This is a genomic window from Deltaproteobacteria bacterium (genome assembly GCA_003696105.1).
Taxonomy (GTDB): Bacteria; Myxococcota_A; Polyangia; order Haliangiales; family J016; genus J016.
The window spans coordinates 1-17,839 of record RFGE01000198.1 but is presented as its reverse complement, the minus strand read 5'-3'; the positions used below and the strand labels follow the sequence as shown (position 1 = coordinate 17,839).

The following is a 17,839-nucleotide window of genomic DNA, read 5'->3' as shown; positions in this document are numbered from 1 at the left end:
CGACGAAGTAAGGGTGGGCCCCCTTTCGAGGAGCTCCAACGCCGCCGGCGGCGTGAGGGGGCCGCGAGGACCGTACGCGATGCGTGATTCCTCATTTAAACCTCGCCGCGACGGCGGCGGTCACCCGGCGGCACCACGACGAGCACCGGCAACAGGTCGAGGCGTTCGACGTCGTACTTGCTCACGATGCGGTCGTCGACCAGCGCGAGCGCGAACGCCACCGCCGCGCCGATCCCGGAAAACGCGATCATGCCGGCCAACACGAGCTTCGTGCGCGACACGCCGACCGGCCGCGTCGGCCGGTACGCCGGCTCGATGACCGCCAGGTGCGAGCCCTGCACGGCCGCCTCCGATGCCGCGGCGATCTCGGCCGTGAACGCCTTGGCCTCGATCGCCTGGTAGCGCTCGCGCAGCTCGTCTACCTCGCGGCGCAAGCGCTGGTGTTCGGTCTCGAGCAGCACGATTTCGTCCACCTCGCGGGCCGCGTCGTCGGCGTCGGCCTCGGAGCGTTCGCGGCGCGCACGGCGCTTGTAGCTGGCGATTTTCTTCTCGATGTCGTCGAGCTCTTCGCGCAACTTCGCGACGTCTTCCTCGGAAGCGGGCGCGACCGCCGGCGCGCCGCGCGCCTGCGCCAGGTCCGCCCGCGCCTGGGCTACGCGCCGCTCGGCCGCCGCCACCTGGCTCTTGGCGAACACGACGTCCGGGTGCTTGTCGGTAAAGCGGGCCTGTTTGCGTTCGAGGTCGCGGCGCGCCTGGTCCAGCTCGCGCTCGGCCGCGCGCAACGCCCGCTCGGCTTCGACCACCGCCGGGTTGCTCGCCTCGCGAGGCGACGGCGGCGCCGTACCGGCCTCGAGCCGCGCGCGGATGCGGTTGCGCTGGCGCTCGAGCGCCCGCAGCGTCGGGTCCGACTCGCCGGCGCGCCGCGACTCGCGCGCCGCGCGGACGCCGGCGCCCGCGGTGTTGGCGACCGTCTCGGTTGCGAACTCCGGGTGATCGCGCAAGAAGGCGGCGAGGTCGCGCTCGCGCTGCTGGAGGTCCTTTTCGACCTGGTCGCGCTGGTTCGCGAGGAACTCTTTGGTCGTGCTGGCGCGTTTGCGCTGCAGCTCCCGCTCCCACGCGATCAGATGATCGGCCAGCGACGCGGTGACCGCCTGTGCCTGCTCGCGCGTGTCGCCGCGGTACGAGATGGTGAACGTGCCGCCGCCGCCGGCGCGGAATCCGATGCGCTTGCGCATCTCTTCGATCGCCGCGCTCATCCCCTCGGACTGGATGAGGTCCGAAAACAGGCCGTGCTCCTCGATCACCTGCTCGAGCAGCGGGCGCGCGCGCGTCATCTCCTCGAACCGCAGCGCCATGCCGCGCGACCGCTCGCCGGCGAGGCTCGACCCGAGCAAAAGTTGGGCGGAGATGACCTCCTGGTACATGATGACGGACGCGGACTCGTAGCGGTCCACCTTGAGTAACGCGGCGCCGACGGTGAGCGCCGTGCCCGCGACCGCGACGAGCGCCGCGACCCACCAGTACCGCAGCGCGCGGCGCACGAGCGCGACGATGCGGTCGAGCTGGTCGCGCGGGGTCACCGCGCCGCGAGGGCCGAGGTCGTCTGCGAGCATGATGTGGCCACATTATTCACCAGATTCGCCTGCGCACCAGCGCGCGGGCGCGGCGGGCCGGGGCTCAGATGTCCAACTCGCCGTCGAACAGGTGCCACGCGTCGACCGTCGCGACGCGATCGCGCAACGCCGCGGGGGCGTCGGTCCGGGTGTGGACGATCAGCGACCGGTCGTTCGGTCGCTCGAAGAAATGGTGCGATTCCAACTTCTTACCTAGCCATTCGCCGCCCGCGTAGCCAACGTAGAGGGACCGGAGCCCCTCGCGCCGTAGGCGGTCGCACACGCCGAGCAGGACCCAGTCGAGGTCGGCGTCCCAGTCGCAGTGCAGGTCGCACAGTACGGCGACGTCGTCTTCGACCGCGCACGCCGCGAACCCGAGCAGGTCGCCGCCGCGGCCCGTGACGGCGACGAGGCGGTGCGCCGCGGTCGGAAACTCCGCGTAGCGCCACTGCAGGAACGCCGACGTCTTGTCTCCGGTGAGCCCCGGTGGCCGCGCGCGCCGCCACAGCGCGTCGAACCGCTCGTCCGCGCGGGGGACGACCTCGGTGCGGATGGCCCGCGGCCGGCGCAGCGCGCGGCGCGCCTGGCCGGCGAGCAGCGCGGCGTCGGCGACGGCGCCGCCGATGCGCGCGACCGGCGCGATCGCGGGTTGCAGCAGCGGCGCGGCCCGGGGCGCCCGGTCGGCCGCCGCGCGCTCGAGCCGGTCGCGCAGCGCGGCCTCGGTGCGCAGCGGGCGCACCCACGTGCGCGCCTTGCCGACGACGGTCCAGCGCAGGCGCTTGAAGATCGGCAGCGCGGCGTCGTTCGGGTAGCCGAAAAGCAGGTCGAAACCGGCTGCGGCGCTGTCTTGGGCGAGGCGCCGCTGCATCGCGATCGCCGGCCCCGCGGTGCGGTGGTCCCGGCGAATCGCGAAGTCGCACAACATGCCGGCCCGCGCGCCGCTGCCGGCCCGGTCGGCCAGCCGCCGCGGCAGCGCCGATGCACACCCGATGACCGCGCCCGACTCGACGTGGATCGCCACGACGGTGTGCGCCGGGCCGTCGGGCGCGCGTTCGTACAGCCACGTATGGCGCGCCTCGACCGCGGGCGCGAGGCGCTCGGCGCCCCACAGGCTCGTGGCCCACAGCTCGAGCAGGGCCGCGCGGTGGCGCGCCGGATCGTAGGCTTCGATGCGGTAGCTCACGGGCGCGCGCTCCGAGGCGCGCCTCGCCCGGCGCGGTCGACCGCGCGTCGGGGCTGCGACCGGAGGGGGGCGGCGTCCGGCACGGCAGGGGCGTCCGGCACGGCAGCGGCCTCGCTCACAGCGAAAACACGCGGTCCATCCGCAGCAGCTTGAAGATCGCCAGCGGCTGATCCCGGACGCCGACGACCTTGAACTCGCCGCCGCGGGCGCGCACCTGCTTGTACAGCGACACGATCGCCGCGACGCCGGAGCTGTCGATCAGCGTGAGCCCGGATAGATCGACGATCACGCGGTGCTTCCCGGTTTCGACGATCGATGGGATTTCCTTGCGCACGTCCGGCGCGGTGAGCGCGTCGAGTGTGCCCGAGATCGACACGCGCGTCTCCTGTCCTGCGTCAACTCGCTCGATGGTCATGGCGTCGCATCCATCACTGGTCTTTACCCGCTACCGCTGCCCTCGTCGACGCCTGTTGCTCGGCTGCGTGGCGCTTGCGCAGCGTCCACACGTTCGGAGGCCCCGGGACGTAGTCGAGAGAATCCAGAAGCTGGCGACAAATGTACAGCCCCATCTCGGCCTCCGGGAGGCTGTCGAGGTCGGGATCGGGAACCCCGTGGAAGTCGAACGGGTCGCCGCGCTCCACGATGCGGACGACCAACTCGCCGCCGTCGGCTTCGACCGCGATGTCGATGTCCATGTCGTCCGAGGCGCCGTGCAGGCAGATGTTGTTGAGGATCTCGACGACCGAGGTGACGACCGCGGCGTCGAACGCGTGGCTGAGGTCGAGCGCGTCGTCTCCGAGGATCGCGGCGCGGATCCGCGCGTCGAGAACGGGATTCACGCCGGGCGGCATCGGGCTGCCGGCGGCGCCGCGCACCAGCCGGCACACCGCCGCCACCGCGTGGACGGCGATCTCGCGGCACTCGAGCCGCGCGGGTATCGTCAGGCGGATCAATGGAGTCCCCGATCGCAGTCTACCAGCGCCGCGCGCGATCGCATAGAGTAGCCGCTGGCCCATGACCCCCGCGGTTCGCATCACCAAACGACTCGTCGACGTCGTCGCGAGCGCCGCCGGGCTGCTCGTCACCGCGCCGCTGTTTCCGATCATCGGCGCCGCGATCTACCTGGACAGCCCCGGGCCGATCCTGTTTCGCCAGCGCCGGGCCGGCCCGCTCGTCGACACGAACGGGCGCACGTTCCAGACCCGCGAGTTCGACATGGTCAAGTTCCGCACCATGCGTCCGGATGCCGAGAAGTACACCGGGCCGGTCGTCGCCGGGGAAAACGATCCGCGGGTGACGCGCGTCGGCCGGTTCTTGCGCAAGACGCGGCTCGACGAGCTGCCGCAGCTGTGGAACGTGCTCACCGGCTCGATGAGCCTGGTCGGGCCGCGGCCGGAGCGGCCGGAGCTGTTGCGCAACCTCGCGCTCGCGATCCCGCTGTTCGAGGAGCGCATGCGCGGGGTCAAGCCCGGCATCACCGGGCTCGCGCAGGTGTCGCTCGGCTACACCGGCAAGCCGATCGAGGGGTCGGAGGTGCTGCAGCACGCCGCGGCGCTCACCAACCCGTTCGGGCTCGAAGAAGCCGACGGCGCGGAGGCCGACGAGTTCCGCATGAAGCTGCTGTACGACATGGCGTATCTCGCGTCCCTCGAGAAGTTCTCCACCTACCTGCGGATGGAGGCGTCGATCATCGCGCGCACGCCGCTCGTCATGCTCGGAGCGCGCGGTCGCTGACGCCGGCGGCGGTCACCGCGGCCGCGCGCTCCGCCGGGCGTTCGCGCCGCGCCGCGACGCGGTCGGCCAGACTCCCGGCCGCGTAGCCGGGGAACTTGGGTATGTGGCCGAGCGCGTCGATGCCGACGCGCTCGATGTCCTCGGCGTCGCGCACCCGCGAGTCGAACGCGCCGACGACCACGGCGGCGACCGGCAACAGGGCGAGCAGCGCGAGCACCGACACGACCGCGAGGCGTCGTTTCCTCGCCTGCGCGGGCACGGGAGTGGGCGCGATCAACTGAGCGAGTTCGACGGCGACCGGGCTCGCGCGCCACGCCTTGGCTGCCACCAGGTCCTGGCGCGCGCGGGCTCGCGCCGCGTCGTAGGCGCGCCGCTGGGCTTCGATCCGTTGTTGCTGCACCGACAGCGCCGCGCGTTGCGCCCGGCTGGCGCCGGCGAGCGCCGACCTCAGCTCGGCGAGTTCGCGGTCGAGGCGCTCGAGCGCGGCATCGGCCTCCTGCAGGTGCGCGAGCGCCTCCCGTTCGAACGATTCGGTGGCTCGCTCGTGGCGCTGGCGCTCGTGGGCCACGACCGCGTCGGCCAGCCGCTCGACGAGGGCCGTGCCGCCGACCGCGTCGGGGCCCCGGTAGGTGATCGCGATGCGAACGGTGCGCCGCGTGTCGCTGCCGGCGATGAGAAAGAAGTTGCGGAACACGACGACCGACACGTCCTCGCGCACGGCGGCGACGGCGTCCGCGTCGCCGCGGGCGAGTTCGGCCGCGTACATGCCGCGCTCGCGCGCCAGGTCGCGGACGATCGGCAGGACCGTGTCGGCACCGAGCACGACCTGGGTGAAGTAGCCCTGCAGGTCGCCGCGGGCGAGCGAACGGCGCGTGTCCTGGAATGCGCCCTCGGTCATTCGCAGGATCGCGCGCGCCCGGTAAAGCGGCGGCTTTCGCGCGAGCGCCGCGACCGCAAGCGCCGATACGGCCAGCGCGAGGGCCGTCGTCACGGGCCAACGCGCCCGCCCGCGCCGCAGCACCCGCGCCAGTTCCGCGGCGGCCGCGCGCAGGCCGGGCTCGCTGTCGAGCCAGTCGGTCGCCGCCGGCTCCGGCGGGTGAACGGCGGCGCGCGCGCGCATCACGGCACGACGATCTGGTCCCCGGCGAGCACGACGATGTTCATGTCCGGCCGCTCGCCGCGCGCGATCGCGTCATAGTCGATCGGGATCTTCCTGACCGTGCCAGATTTGTCCTTGCGCAGCACCGTGATCTTGTCGCGCGACGCGAACCGCGTGAACCCGCCGGCGAGCGCGAGCGCTTCGACGACCGTCACGTAGCGCCGCTCGCCGAACACGCCCGGCCGCGCGACCTCGCCGACGACGCTGAACCGGTAGCTGTTGACCTCGGTGACCGCGACGGTCACGACGGCGGTGTCCTCCTTGATGTACTGGCTCAATTTTGCGGCGATCTCGGCGCGAAGCTGGCTCGGCGTCTTGCCGGCGGCGTGCAGGTCGCCGACGAGCGGCATCGTGATCGTTCCGTCCGGGCGCACGGCAATCTCGGTCGACAGGTTCGGGTTCTGCCACACCGTGATCTGCAGGCGGTCGCCGACGCCGATGACGAACTCGGCGCCGGTCGCGAGCGGGTTCGGCTCGGCCGCGTAGTCGTAGTTCGACACCGCCCCGCCGCCGCACGCGAGCGCGGCGGCGACGGCGGCTGCGACGAGCCAGGACGGAAGGACGGAGCGGGTCACGCGGGGCAGTATAGACGAGCGGCGGGCGGCGCGCGCGGCGTCGTGCCGCCGGCGGCCGCGCGCCCCGCGCGCCGGCGGCCGCGCGGCGTCGTGCCGCCGGCGGCCGCGCGCCGCTAGGTGGCGACGGGCGGCGGCGGGATCGCGTAGTCGCGGTAGTCGTTCGGATCGCCGGCTTTGCCGTCGAGCGCGGCGCGCACGACGTTGTACATCTCGCGCGCGGTCACGTAGTGGAGTCGCCAGCGGCGGCCATCGTTGTACATCCCACCGATCGCCTCGTGCAGCGCGCGCGCGCCGTCGCCGAGCAGCGACGCCGCGGTGTCCTCGGGACATCCATGGGTGAACACCTTGACGAACACCCACTCGGGCCTCCCGTCTACGTGAATGTTCTGCGCCACCCACGAGCGGACGCGGCGCGCCGTCGGCGGGTCGACCCCGGTGAGCGCGCCGTTTTCGATCCGGACGCGGGCGCCGGTCGGCTTGTAGGCCAGACACAGCGGCCCCTGGATCAGCAGCAGGCGGTCGTGTCGCACCACGCCGACGCGGGCTGGCTCGCCGTGCTCGTAACAGCGCGGTGCGCGCAGGTCGCCGACCGGCCAGTAGATCGCGTTGACGATGTTCGGCTGGGTGTCGTCCGGCGCCGACGGAAACGTGAAGTCGGCGTAGCAGCCGGCGTCGAACAACACCTCGAGTTCGTCGTCGACGCCGCACTGGTAGCCGCCCGGGCGGGGGTTGGCGAGCGCCCAGTTGCCGTGGATGAACGCCCAGCGCAGCCGGCCGTCGGCGCCGCGGCTCAGGTGGCCGTGTCGCGCCATCGCGGCCAGGTGGCGGTCGAGCTGTGCGCGGAGCGTGCCGGCGGTGTCGCCGTCGTGGTGAAGGTGCACCTCCACCTCGCCGTAGCCGCCGCGCACCAGTTCCGCGAGCCGGTCCATGAACTCGGGATGGTACTGCTCCCCGGGGAAGAAGAACGAGTGGCGCGGCGGCCGGCCGTCGGCGTCGCGGAAGCCGCGCACCGCCTCGGGGTAGCGCTGCTGCCACGCGCGCACGCGGTCGACGCCGACGGCGTGCGGCACGTCGCCGTGGAGCGGCTCGTAGTGGTCGCACAGCGCGAACAGAAGGTGGCGCGGCCCCGCCACGCGCGGCGTCCGCGCACGGCGCACCAGGTGCCGCGCGTAGCCGCCGAGCCACGTGTGCAGGTTCTTGCGTCGGAGGGTCGCCAGCATGGTGTAGCGCGGGGCCGCAGGTATACCCCGGTTTCCCGGCCGGTGACGAGTTCGGCGCGCCTCCGTCACCGGAACACGCCCTGGGACGCTCTTCGGCCCAGCACCGCGGCCAGCTCGGCGCCGGCGCGCAGGCGGCTCGCGTCGGTCTCGATCCGATCGAACCACACGGTCACCCGGCCGTCGGCCACTTCGACCGTGCCCGCGGCGACCCGCGCGATCAGGTCGGCGGCCTCGTCGGGGACCGCGCCCGGCGGCGCGCCGCGGATGCGGCCGTCGGCGATGGGCGCTCGATACGGCGCCGCGGCTCGCGCGATGTCGGCGCGCGCCCAGGTCGTGGGGCGGCCGTCGGCGTCGAGGTCGACGCCGAGGTGGACGGTCTCGGGCAGCGACAGGCGCACGGTCATCGGCGACGCGACGACCGCGCCGGCCAGGGATCGAAGCGCGCCGATCCCGAACACGTCGCTGGTCACGATGTCGCCGACCACGTCGAGGCACGCCTCGAGCACCGCCGGCGTGTTGCCGTAGTCGTCGACGGTGAGCACCACCTCGCGGCCGTCGCTGACGACGCTGGCCCGCGGCAACGCGGTCACCAGCCGCTGCATCGCGCGCGCGGTCCACGCGATCCGGGTGCGCGCCGGGTCGTCGGTCTTGACCACAAACTTGTCGTCGAACGCGGCGTCGTTGCCGAGCACGACATCCTGCATGCCGAGGGCTTTGCCGATCGACGCGAAAAATCCGTCGGGCGTGACCTTGAACCGCGGACCGGCGGCGATCGGATAGGGCGCGCGACAGCGCAGGTACGGCCTCGTGTCGTCGCTCGACGAAGTAGTCGACCAAGTCCGCCGAGAGGCCATCTCGAGCAGGACGTCGACGGACCCGCGCCGTTCGCGAATCGAGGGGCTGTGGCTGACGAGCAGCGTCCGGCGGAGGGCGAAGGTCGCGCCGCGGCGGGCCGCCACCTGCTGCCACATGGCGAGTTTTCGCCGGTGCGCGTGGAGAACAAACGCCACGCCGGCGATCAAGAGCGTCGCTCCAGCGACGACCGTGATGGACGGCTCCATGGCGCGGGCAGTGTGCCGCGGGCGCGGTCCCGCGCGCAATCGCCGCGCCGCCGCTCGTGCGCGGCGGCCCGGCCGCGAGCGCCGCGCCCTCGCTCGGCCGCACGCGCCCCGGCCCGCGGCGGCGCGGGCCGCGGGCCGCTCGCCGCCTTATGGGCGAGCCCTCGCCGCGCCGGGCCGCCAGCGTGCGATCGGCCACGCATGCGCGGGGGTGGGCGTGTTAGCGTCCGCCCGATGAAACGCGCCGTCTCCCTCTGCTGCGCCGCCCTCGGCGCCGCCGCCCCGGCCGTCGCGTCCGCCCAGAGCGACTGGAGCGTCCACGGGCTCATCGCGACCCTCTCCGGCTGGACCGACAACCTCGCGCTGGCCCCGGCCGACGACGACCCGGCGACCCCCGAGCCGGTGTCCGACTTCTTCTTCAACCTGCGCCCGGGCCTGTTGGTTTCGCGCGCGACCCCGCGCACGATTTTCGATCTGTCGTACGAGTTCCAGGCGGACCTGAACGTCGACCACTCCGAGGCCAACGACTACTCGCACCGCCTCCAGTGGCGCGGGTTCGTCCGCCCGGGGCCGCGGTCGACGGTGGTCGCGTCCGTCGCCGCGGCGATGGGCGACACGGGCGCGCTCGTGATCGCCACGGACCCGACCCAGCCGGACACGGACTTCCTGCCCCCTGCGGACCAGACGTTCATCCGCCTGGAGGCGACCGAGGCACTGCGCTACGACCTGAGCGAGACGTGGCGCCTCGGACAGACCGCCGCGGCCAACCGCGCGGAGACGCGCCAGGACGACGCGCTGGCGACGCGCTCGCACGACGCGGAGCTCGCCGTCACCGCCGATCGCGTGTGGCCGCGACAGACGCTCGGCGCGCGCGCGGCCGGGCGCTTCATCCAGCTCGAGTCGCCCGGCGTGTTCGACGGCGCCTCGCGGCAGGTCGAGACGACGGTCGAGGCGACGTTCCAGCGCGACTTCGACGAGCACTGGAGCGGGCAGGCGTTCGCCGGCGCGTCCTGGCTCGCGCCGCTGGACGAGCGCGCCGCGGCCGGCGTGTTCCCGGTCGCGCGCATTGGCGCGTTCTACCGCCACGACATCGGCTTTGGCAGCGCGCTGCTCGCGCGCGAGGTCGTGCCCGTCTTGTTCGCGGCCCAGACCGCCGTCACCGAGTCGGCGTCGCTCAACTTGGGCAAGCCGCTGCCGTGGCTCGCCGACGACCCGAGCGAGCCGGTGCTGTTCTTGGCGGCGCGCGGCGCCCTCGGCCGCACGCGCGTGGTCGCCGGCGACGGCGACGACACCGGCTGGACGACCGCGTTGGTCGACGGCGGCGTGTTCTACACGAATCGCGACCCGCGCCTGAGCATCGGGCTGCGCTACTCGTTCCAGCACCGATCGTCGGACGCGGTCGGCGTCGGCGACTACCGCAGCCACACGGTGATGCTCACCGTCGCCGCGATGGTGCCCGCGCGCCCGGCCGGCGTCGTGCCGATCCGCGGCAGCGTGCGCGTCGACGAAAGCGACGTACCGCCGCCGACGGACGTCGCGGAGGCCGGCGCGGCGGGCGGGGATGCGCCGGCCCAGTAGCGCGCTGCCGCCGGCCGGCGCGTGCAAAAAAGGGGGCGCGGCGCCAGTCGGGGGAGGGATGGGCGGCCGCGCCCCGTGGGGTCGATGGGGCGGGCGCCGGCGCGGGCCGGCGCCGCGTCACGCTGCGCCTACTTCTGAAGTGGCGCTCCCTGCTCGATCCACCGGAGGATGACCATGTAGTTCGGGTCGTTCATGTCGAGGAAGGTCGCGTTCGGGTGGTTCGGCGGATCCTCGTACAGCGGCTTGGTCAGCAGCATCGACTGCGCCGGGTCGAGGATGTTGATCACGCCGGGGCGGGCGAGCATCGCGTTGTAGACCAGCGCCGGGTCCTCGTCGAACCGCAGGAAGTTGGCGACCTTGGCCGTGCTGTGGCAGTTCGCGCAGCCGACGCCGCCGAGCGAGGCCTTCTGCAGGATCGGGTAGACGTCGTCGACGAACGAATAGGCGCCGCCACCGCCGGTCGGCGGTTGGTTGCCCATGCCGCCGACGCGCGCGAGGTTGGCGCCGCCGGCCTCGGTCGTGATGCTCACGGTCATCGGCAGCTTCGCCGCGGGATCGGCCGGGTCAGGGTACAGCACGGTGAGCGTGTACGTGCCGGCGGGGACGTTGAGGAACGCGATGCGCGCCTTGCCGTCGTAGGCGGTGGTCGCCAGCAGGTTCAGGTCGAGGATGCCAGTCGCGCCGAAGAAGTACGGGCCGGTTCCCATCGGATTGCCGAGCGCGTCGGTGAGCGTGATGTCCTCGGCCGGGATGCCCTCGAGCGGCAGGCCGAGCATGTCGCGCACGTCGGCGACGACGAATGCGGCGAGCGGGTCCACCGGTTGGTTGACCGTGGAACTGTTGATATTCACGAACGCCTCGGACACGACGTAGAAGTTCTGGACGAGGTCGTCGTTGACGACCACCGCCGGCTCGTTGATGGTCGGCCGGTACGCGAGCGTTTCGGAGTCGAGGCTGGTGCGGACGTAAAAGGTGCTGGCGGCGGGCACGCCGACGAACGCGAACGCGCCGGTCGCGTCGCTGGTCGTCGCGAACGGATTGCCCTGCGCGTCGATCATGCCCTGGGTCTCGAGCGCGACGTTCGCCAGCGGCTCGGCCTCCCAGTAGTCCATCGTCATGCCGGTGACGTCGAGGCTCTCGGGATCGGGCTGCGGATTCGGGTCGGGATTCGGATTCGGGTCCGGATCCGGGTCGGGGTTCGGGTCCATCGGATCCGGGTCGCTTGTCGGGATGTCGCCGACACAGCCGCCGCCGGCGAGGGCGACGGCGAACAGCGCGGCCAGCCAGGCCCGGCCGTGGGTGTACATGCGAGTCTGAATCAGTGACATTGGCTTCCTCCGCCGCACGCGTTCGGGTTCCGTGTTGGCGAACTTTTTATCCAAGCGCCATGCCAGCCCGGATTCCGCGAAATTGCGGCCCTTCGGGCCAGCGAGTGGGGTCTTCACTCCCAGGCGGGCGGCGGAAACCCCAGACACATGTACGCACAGGTGAGGGGTCCACGTACATCCGCGCCTTGCCTCGGATTCCGGGACCGAGTAGGGTGCGCCATGCTGCCCGAACAGCTTCGCGAAGCCCTCACGTTCGACGATGTGTCGCTCGTCCCGGCGGCGAGCGAGGTGTTGCCGCGCGACGTGGACGTGTCCACCCGGCTCGCGCGCGACATTCGGCTCAACATTCCGCTGTTGAGTGCGGCCATGGACACCGTGACCGAGGCGGCGACGGCGATCTCGATGGCCCGCCAGGGCGGAATCGGCATCATCCACAAGAATCTGGGCATCGAGGAGCAGGCGCTCGAGGTCGCGCGGGTCAAGAAGGCCGAGTCCGGCATGATCGTCGACCCGATCACGATTGGACCCGACGAGCGCCTGGCCGATGCGGTCGCGCTCATGCGCCAGCACGGAATCAGCGGCCTGCCGGTCGTCGACGCGGACCGCCGGCCGGTCGGCATCCTGACCAACCGCGACATCCGGTTCGAAAAGAACCTCGACCAGAAGGTCGGCGACGTCATGACGCGCCGGCTCATCACGGTAGCCGAAGGGGTCGACCTGGACGGCTGCAAGGACCTGCTGCACAAAAATCGCATCGAGAAGCTCGTGGTCGTCGCGGCCGATGGACGGCTCGCGGGGCTCATCACGATCAAGGACATCGAGCTGGCCGAGGCGCACCCGGTCGCCGCGAAGGACGACCTCGGCCGCCTGCGGGTCGGCGCCGCGGTCGGCGTCGGGCCGGATCGGCGCGATCGGGTGGCGGCGCTGGTGGCGGCGGGCTGTGACGTCATCGTGATCGACACCGCCCACGGCCACTCGCGCGGCGTGCTCGACGCGGTCGCCGCGACGCGCGCCGAATATCCCGAACTCCCGATCGTCGCCGGCAACATCGCGACCGGCGCCGCGGCCAAGGCGCTGATCGAGGCGGGCGTCGACGCGGTCAAGTGCGGCGTCGGCCCGGGATCGATCTGCACCACGCGCGTGGTCGCCGGCGTCGGCGTGCCGCAGCTGACCGCCATCGCCGACTGTGTCGCCGCGGCCGAGCCGCACGGCATCCCGGTGATCAGCGACGGCGGCATCAAACACTCGGGCGACATCGCCAAGGCGATCGCGGCCGGCGCCAGCTCGGTCATGATCGGGTCGCTGTTCGCGGGCACCGACGAGGCGCCGGGCGAGGTCATCCTCTATCAGGGGCGCAGCTACAAGGCGTATCGCGGGATGGGCTCGATCGGCGCGATGAAGGCCGGGTCGAGCGATCGCTACTTCCAGGGCGACGTGGACCACGCGCGCAAGCTGGTGCCCGAGGGCATCGAGGGGCGCGTGCCGTACAAGGGACCGCTGGCCGATTCGGTCTACCAGCTGGTCGGCGGCCTGCGGTCATCGATGGGGTACACCGGCTGCCGCACGATCGAGGAGCTGCGCGCCAAGCCGGGCCTGTTCATCCGCGTGACGAACCAGGGGCTGCGCGAGAGCCACGTCCACGACGTGATCATCACGAAAGAGGCGCCCAACTATCAGACCGAGCGGTAGCGGCGCGCGCCGATCGCGCGGCCGGTCGCGGCGAACCGATGTCGAACCCGGCCGGACGCCGGCGACGAGTCGCACGTACGCGAGGAGGTCGAGCCGGTCGGCATCGGTCCACGCCCGTGGGACGCGCCCGCGAATTACGCGTCCGCGCGCCGGCCGACCAGGTAGAGCACGCCGGCGAGGATCGCGACGCCGGCCGGCAGGCTGACGACGGGCGAGATGCCGAACCCCGCCGGCAGGTAGCCGACCGCGGCCGCCACCGCCGCGCACAACAGCGCGTACGGGAGCTGCGTGCGGACGTGGTCGATGTGGTCGGCGGCGGACGCCATCGACGCCATGATCGTCGTGTCCGAGATCGGCGAGCAGTGGTCGCCGAACACGGCGCCCGACAGGACGGCCGCCATGGTCGCGACGCGCTCGACGTCCCCGGGGTGCGTCACGCCCCACACCATCGGCGCGGCGATCGGGATGACGATCGCCATCGTCGAAAACGAGCTGCCGGTGGCAAACGAGATCAGCCCCGAGACGACGAACACGATCATCGGCATCCAGTGCGCGCCCGGCGACACGACGGACATCAGCCAGTCGCCGGTCTGCATGTGCGTCTTGCAGATGTCGCCGATGCCCCACGCGAGCACGAGAATGAAACACGCCATCATCATCGACTTGGCGCCCTGGACCCACGCATCGACGCCCTGGTACAGGCTGATCGACCGCGTCGCCAGCCCGCTGGCGAGCGCCACCACGCTGCCGCCGAACGACGCCCACAGCAGCACCTTGAACGCGTCGTCGCCGGCGGCCGACACGATCTCGCGCAAGCTGGCGTCCTCGGCGTCGGGGCCGAGCAGGTCCACGCCGACGGCGTACAGTCCGACCACCACACACACGATGACGAACCCGATCGGCAGCGCCGCGTGTTGCCAGTACAACCTCGCCCCGTCCGGCGGCGCCATGTCGGTGAGTTCGGCGTCCGCGAGCGGTTGCCCGCCGGGGCGCACGAGCAGCCCTTCGCGGATCGCGCGGCGCTCGGCGGCGAGCATCGGGCCGAAATCGCGCTGCGACGCGGCGATCATGAACACGAACGCGATCGTCAGCAGCGAGTAGAAGCTGTACGGGATCATCTGCAGGAAGAAGTCGTAGGCGCCGGCGCCGAGATCGACGCCGGCGTGGTCGAGCTGGCCGAGCTGGTAGCCGGTCCAGGTCGACACCAGCGCGATCGTGGACACGGGCGCGGCGGTCGCGTCGACCAGGAACGACAGCTTCTCGCGCGAGATCCGCCGCGAGTCGGTGAACGGCCGTACCGTGTTGCCGACGAGCAGGCAGTTGGCGTAGTCGTCGAAGAACACGACGATGCCGGCGATCGCCGCCGACAGCATGCCGGAGCGCCGGGACGACGCGCGCCGGGCGACCAGGTCGACGAGCGCCTTGGAGCCGCCGGTTTTCGAGATGATGCCGACCATGCCGCCGAGCGCGAGCGTAAACAGCAGGATCTGGGCGTTGCCGGTGTCCGCAACCTGCTGCGGCAGATAGGTGTCGAACGCGCGCAGCGTCGCCGCCAGCGGATCGAAGCCGTGGACGAACAGCGCGCCGAGCCAGATGCCCGCGAACAGCGCGACGAGCGCCTGGCGCAGCCAGATCGCGAGTGCGATGGCGACCAGCGGCGGCAACAGCGACAAAAACCCGGGTACCCGGCGCACCGCTGCGCGCCCGGTCGCCCCGTCGGGTGCGCGGACGACCACCTCGTCCGCCGTGAGCGTGGCGCCGCGCAGCGTCGCCTTGCCGCCGTCGACCGCGACCTCGTCGACGCCCGCGATGCCGTCGACGCGCACGCGGCCCGCGTAGTCCGCGACCGGGCGGCCGTCGGCGTCGACCGCGGCGATGGTCACGTCCGTCGTGAGCGCGAGATCGCCCACGCGATAGTCCCTCCCCAGCTGGACCTGGAAGGACAGTGCGGCGATCAGCGCGAGCCACATGGCCGGGCGAAGGTAGGGAATTCTCGAGGCGATGACAACGCGAGGGCTGCGAAACCGGGTGCGGCGGCGCGATCCGGGCGCGCGCGGCGGCGCGCCGCGGCGCCGGCCGCCGGCGCGCGCCGCCGCGACGCCGGCGGCAGGCCCGCCGGCCGCGCGGCGCGATCCGGTGCTATAAGGCGGCGACCCGGCATGGCGCACGAGACGATCCTGATCCTCGACTTCGGCTCCCAGTACACCCAGTTGATCGCGCGGCGCATTCGCGAGCAGGCCGTGTACTCGGAGATCCACCCGTTTCACCTGCCGATCGACCGCATCCGGGCGATGAACCCGCGCGGCATCGTCTTGTCCGGCGGTCCGTCGTCCGTGTACGCCGACGGCGCGCCGACCCTGTCTCCGGAACTGTTCGACCTCGGCGTGCCGGTGCTCGGCATCTGCTACGGCGCGCAGCTCACCGCCAAGCTGCTCGGCGGCGAGGTGGTCGCGGCGGACAAGTGCGAGTACGGCCGCGCCCAGGTCGACGTCGTCGAGCCGGACGACCTGTTGCACGGGTTCGCTCCGGGCGAGGCGGTGCGCGTGTGGGCGTCCCACGCCGACCGCGTCGCGCGCCTGCCGGACGGCTTTCGGCTGCTCGGCGAGAGCCCGAACTGTCCGGCGGCCGCGTTCGCCGACCCGGCCCGGCGGATTTACGCCGTCCAGTTTCACCCCGAGGTCGCGCACACGCCGCGCGGCGCCGAGATCCTGTCGAACTTCCTGTTTCGCATCTGCGGCTGCGCCGGGGACTGGTCGATGGCCTCGTTCGTCGACGAGGCGGTCGCGGCGGTCCGCCGTCAGGTCGGCGACGACGGCCGCGTGATCTGCGGGCTGTCGGGTGGCGTCGACTCCTCGGTCGTCGCCGCGCTGCTCCACCGCGCGATCGGCGACCGGCTCACCTGCATCTTCGTCGACAACGGCCTTCTGCGCCGCGGCGAGCGGGAGAACGTCGCGGCGGTGTTCCGCGACCACTTCAAGGTGGACCTCCGCGTCGTCGATGCCGAGGACCGGTTCTTGCGCGCGCTCGCCGGCGTGACCGACCCGGAGCGCAAGCGCAAGATCATCGGCGCGGAGTTCATCCGCGTGTTCGAGGCGGAGGCGCGCTCGATCGACAACGCCCGGTGGCTGGCCCAGGGCACCCTGTATCCCGACGTGATCGAGTCGGTGTCGTTCAAGGGGCCGTCCGCGACGATCAAGTCGCACCACAACGTCGGCGGCCTGCCGGAGGACATGGACTTCGAGCTGATCGAGCCGCTGCGCGAGCTGTTCAAGGACGAGGTGCGCGAACTCGGCGAGCAGCTCGGCCTGCCGCGCCACATGATCACCCGCCAGCCGTTCCCCGGCCCGGGGCTCGCGGTCCGGTGCCTCGGAGCGGTGGATCGGCCGCGGCTCGACACGCTGCGCGCGGCCGACGCGATCATCGAGGAGGAGATCCGCGCCGCCGGACTCTACGAGGCGATCTGGCAGAGTTTCGGAGTGCTGCTGCCGGTCAAGTCGGTCGGCGTCATGGGCGACGCGCGCACCTACGCCGACGCGCTGGCGGTGCGCGCGGTCTACTCGCGCGACGGCATGACCGCCGACTGGGCGCAGCTGCCCTACGAGTTGCTCGCGACCATCTCGTCGCGCATCATCAACGAGGTGCGCGGGATCAACCGCGTCGTGTACGACATCACGTCGAAGCCGCCCGGCACGATCGAGTGGGAATGACGAGGTGACCTCGGGCGTTCGATCGGACGGCGTGACGGAGCGACGGTCGACAGTCGGCCGGTCGGGCGCGCGACCGGCCACGCGCGGCGGCGGACGTCGCGCCGGCCGGACCCCGCGTTGCATTGCACGCGGAGCGGTCGCGCTCATCCGGACGGCCGCGCGAGGCGGCCGTCGCGGGGCCGCGCGCGGTCCGAACGGCGATGGACCGCGATCCGGCGCGGAGCGCGCACGCCGGCCGGGGGCGCTCGCGCTGCCGGCGGCGGCCGCTGCGATTCTGTGGGCGTTCGCGGCGCCGGCGCGCGCCGGCGGTGGGACCGACAGAGCGCGCGATCGGGTGCGCGTAGACTGGGCGCGCGGACGCATCACCGCGGTCGGCGCGGCGGCGGCAGACCTGCGCGCGCCACGCCCGGACGTCGCGCGCGTGCGCGCGGAGCGGACCGCGCGGGCGCGGGCGGCGGCGGCGCTGGCGGAGGCGGCGCGCGCGCTGCCGTGGGCCGGCGGCGGTACCGTAGGCGCCGCGGCCGCCGCGGCCGCCGAGGCACAGCGGCGCCTGGCGGCGGCGTTGGCGCGCGCGCGCGACGGCGCCATCGACTACGGCTCCGACGGGTCGGTCGTGGTCGAGCTCGTCGCGCCGATCGAAGCGATCCGCACCGCGCTGCAGGGGCCCGGCGAGCCGCCGGCCGCCGCCGGGCCGTCGGCCGTCGTCGTCGACGCGCGACGCGCGCTGCGCCGGCCCGCGGTGGGGCTGGCATTGCGCGCCGGAGGGCGCGACTATCGGGGGCCGATGGTGTTCTATCGCAGCCTCGCGCGGGCGCTGGCCGACCCGCGCCGCGGACCCGACGTCGCGCGCACCGTCGCGTCGCGCGCCGACGGCGGCGCACTCATCGTCGACGGCGCCGACGACCGGTTGGTGGCCGGCGCGCCGCTCGTGATCGTGGTGGTGGGGCGGTGATGCGCGCGGCTGCGATCGGAGTGGTGATCGCGACAGCGGCGCT

The 17,839-nt window shown here is 72.6% G+C and carries 15 protein-coding genes; 5 read left to right on the top strand and 10 right to left on the bottom strand.

Annotation, left to right across the window (positions count from 1 at the left end):
* Window positions 1-95: 95 nt before the first annotated feature.
* The 4 genes from D6689_13155 to D6689_13140 all read right to left on the bottom strand — a co-directional run bounded on the left by D6689_13155 (window position 96) and on the right by D6689_13140 (window position 3,902).
* The gene (locus D6689_13155; GenBank protein ID RMH40660.1) at window positions 96-1,613 is read right to left on the bottom strand and encodes a protein kinase; all 1,518 of its coding nucleotides are present in this window, start codon (window positions 1,611-1,613) and stop codon (window positions 96-98) included.
* Window positions 1,614-1,677: 64 nt separating this feature from the next.
* Window positions 1,678-2,796 (bottom strand): hypothetical protein, encoded by a 1,119-nt coding sequence (locus tag D6689_13150; GenBank protein ID RMH40659.1) that lies wholly within the window; start codon window positions 2,794-2,796, stop codon window positions 1,678-1,680.
* A 115-nt stretch (window positions 2,797-2,911) separates the two neighbouring features.
* Entirely contained in the window at window positions 2,912-3,211 is a 300-nt protein-coding gene (locus D6689_13145; protein RMH40658.1) for an anti-sigma factor antagonist, read from the bottom strand.
* A 13-nt stretch (window positions 3,212-3,224) separates the two neighbouring features.
* Window positions 3,225-3,902 (bottom strand): ATP-binding protein, encoded by a 678-nt coding sequence (locus D6689_13140; GenBank protein ID RMH40661.1) that lies wholly within the window; start codon window positions 3,900-3,902, stop codon window positions 3,225-3,227.
* Here D6689_13140 and D6689_13135 point away from each other — a divergent pair.
* On the top strand, window positions 3,811-4,530 hold the full coding sequence (locus D6689_13135) for a glycosyl transferase (GenBank protein RMH40657.1): 720 nt from the start codon (window positions 3,811-3,813) through the stop codon (window positions 4,528-4,530). The genes D6689_13140 and D6689_13135 overlap by 92 nt on opposite strands.
* Here the strand turns inward: D6689_13135 and D6689_13130 are convergent.
* The 4 genes from D6689_13130 to D6689_13115 form a co-directional block, all read right to left on the bottom strand.
* Complete coding sequence (locus tag D6689_13130) at window positions 4,505-5,653, bottom strand: hypothetical protein (GenBank protein ID RMH40656.1); 1,149 nt, start codon at window positions 5,651-5,653, stop codon at window positions 4,505-4,507. The two genes, D6689_13135 and D6689_13130, sit on opposite strands and share 26 nt — an antisense overlap.
* Window positions 5,650-6,624 carry a hypothetical protein gene (locus tag D6689_13125; GenBank protein ID RMH40655.1) on the bottom strand — a complete coding sequence of 325 codons (975 nt, stop codon included), beginning with the start codon at window positions 6,622-6,624 and terminating at the stop codon, window positions 5,650-5,652. Before D6689_13125 ends, D6689_13130 begins: the two co-directional genes overlap by 4 nt.
* On the bottom strand, window positions 6,378-7,484 hold the full coding sequence (locus D6689_13120) for a hypothetical protein (protein ID RMH40654.1): 1,107 nt from the start codon (window positions 7,482-7,484) through the stop codon (window positions 6,378-6,380). The genes D6689_13125 and D6689_13120 overlap by 247 nt, the downstream gene beginning before the upstream one ends.
* Before the next feature lie 65 nt (window positions 7,485-7,549).
* Window positions 7,550-8,545: a hypothetical protein gene (locus D6689_13115; GenBank protein RMH40653.1), complete on the bottom strand. Its 996-nt coding sequence runs from the start codon at window positions 8,543-8,545 to the stop codon at window positions 7,550-7,552.
* 231 nt (window positions 8,546-8,776) lie between these two features.
* On the opposite strand from D6689_13115, the gene D6689_13110 reads away from it, so the two are divergent.
* On the top strand, window positions 8,777-10,120 hold the full coding sequence (locus D6689_13110) for a hypothetical protein (GenBank protein ID RMH40652.1): 1,344 nt from the start codon (window positions 8,777-8,779) through the stop codon (window positions 10,118-10,120).
* Between the two features lie 128 nt (window positions 10,121-10,248).
* Here D6689_13110 and D6689_13105 read toward each other — a convergent pair whose 3' ends face one another.
* Window positions 10,249-11,427, bottom strand: a complete 1,179-nt coding sequence (locus tag D6689_13105) for a hypothetical protein (protein RMH40651.1) — start codon at window positions 11,425-11,427, stop codon at window positions 10,249-10,251.
* A 240-nt stretch (window positions 11,428-11,667) separates the two neighbouring features.
* On the opposite strand from D6689_13105, the gene guaB reads away from it, so the two are divergent.
* The gene (gene guaB / locus D6689_13100; GenBank protein RMH40650.1) at window positions 11,668-13,137 is read left to right on the top strand and encodes an IMP dehydrogenase; all 1,470 of its coding nucleotides are present in this window, start codon (window positions 11,668-11,670) and stop codon (window positions 13,135-13,137) included.
* Between the two features lie 134 nt (window positions 13,138-13,271).
* Here guaB and D6689_13095 read toward each other — a convergent pair whose 3' ends face one another.
* On the bottom strand, window positions 13,272-15,107 hold the full coding sequence (locus tag D6689_13095; protein RMH40649.1) for a Na+/H+ antiporter NhaC family protein: 1,836 nt from the start codon (window positions 15,105-15,107) through the stop codon (window positions 13,272-13,274).
* 189 nt (window positions 15,108-15,296) lie between these two features.
* Here D6689_13095 and D6689_13090 point away from each other — a divergent pair, with 189 nt between their 5' ends.
* Window positions 15,297-16,844, top strand: a complete 1,548-nt coding sequence (locus tag D6689_13090) for a glutamine-hydrolyzing GMP synthase (GenBank protein ID RMH40648.1) — start codon at window positions 15,297-15,299, stop codon at window positions 16,842-16,844.
* 31 nt (window positions 16,845-16,875) lie between these two features.
* Window positions 16,876-17,796: a hypothetical protein gene (locus tag D6689_13085; GenBank protein RMH40647.1), complete on the top strand. Its 921-nt coding sequence runs from the start codon at window positions 16,876-16,878 to the stop codon at window positions 17,794-17,796.
* Window positions 17,797-17,839: the final 43 nt, after the last annotated feature.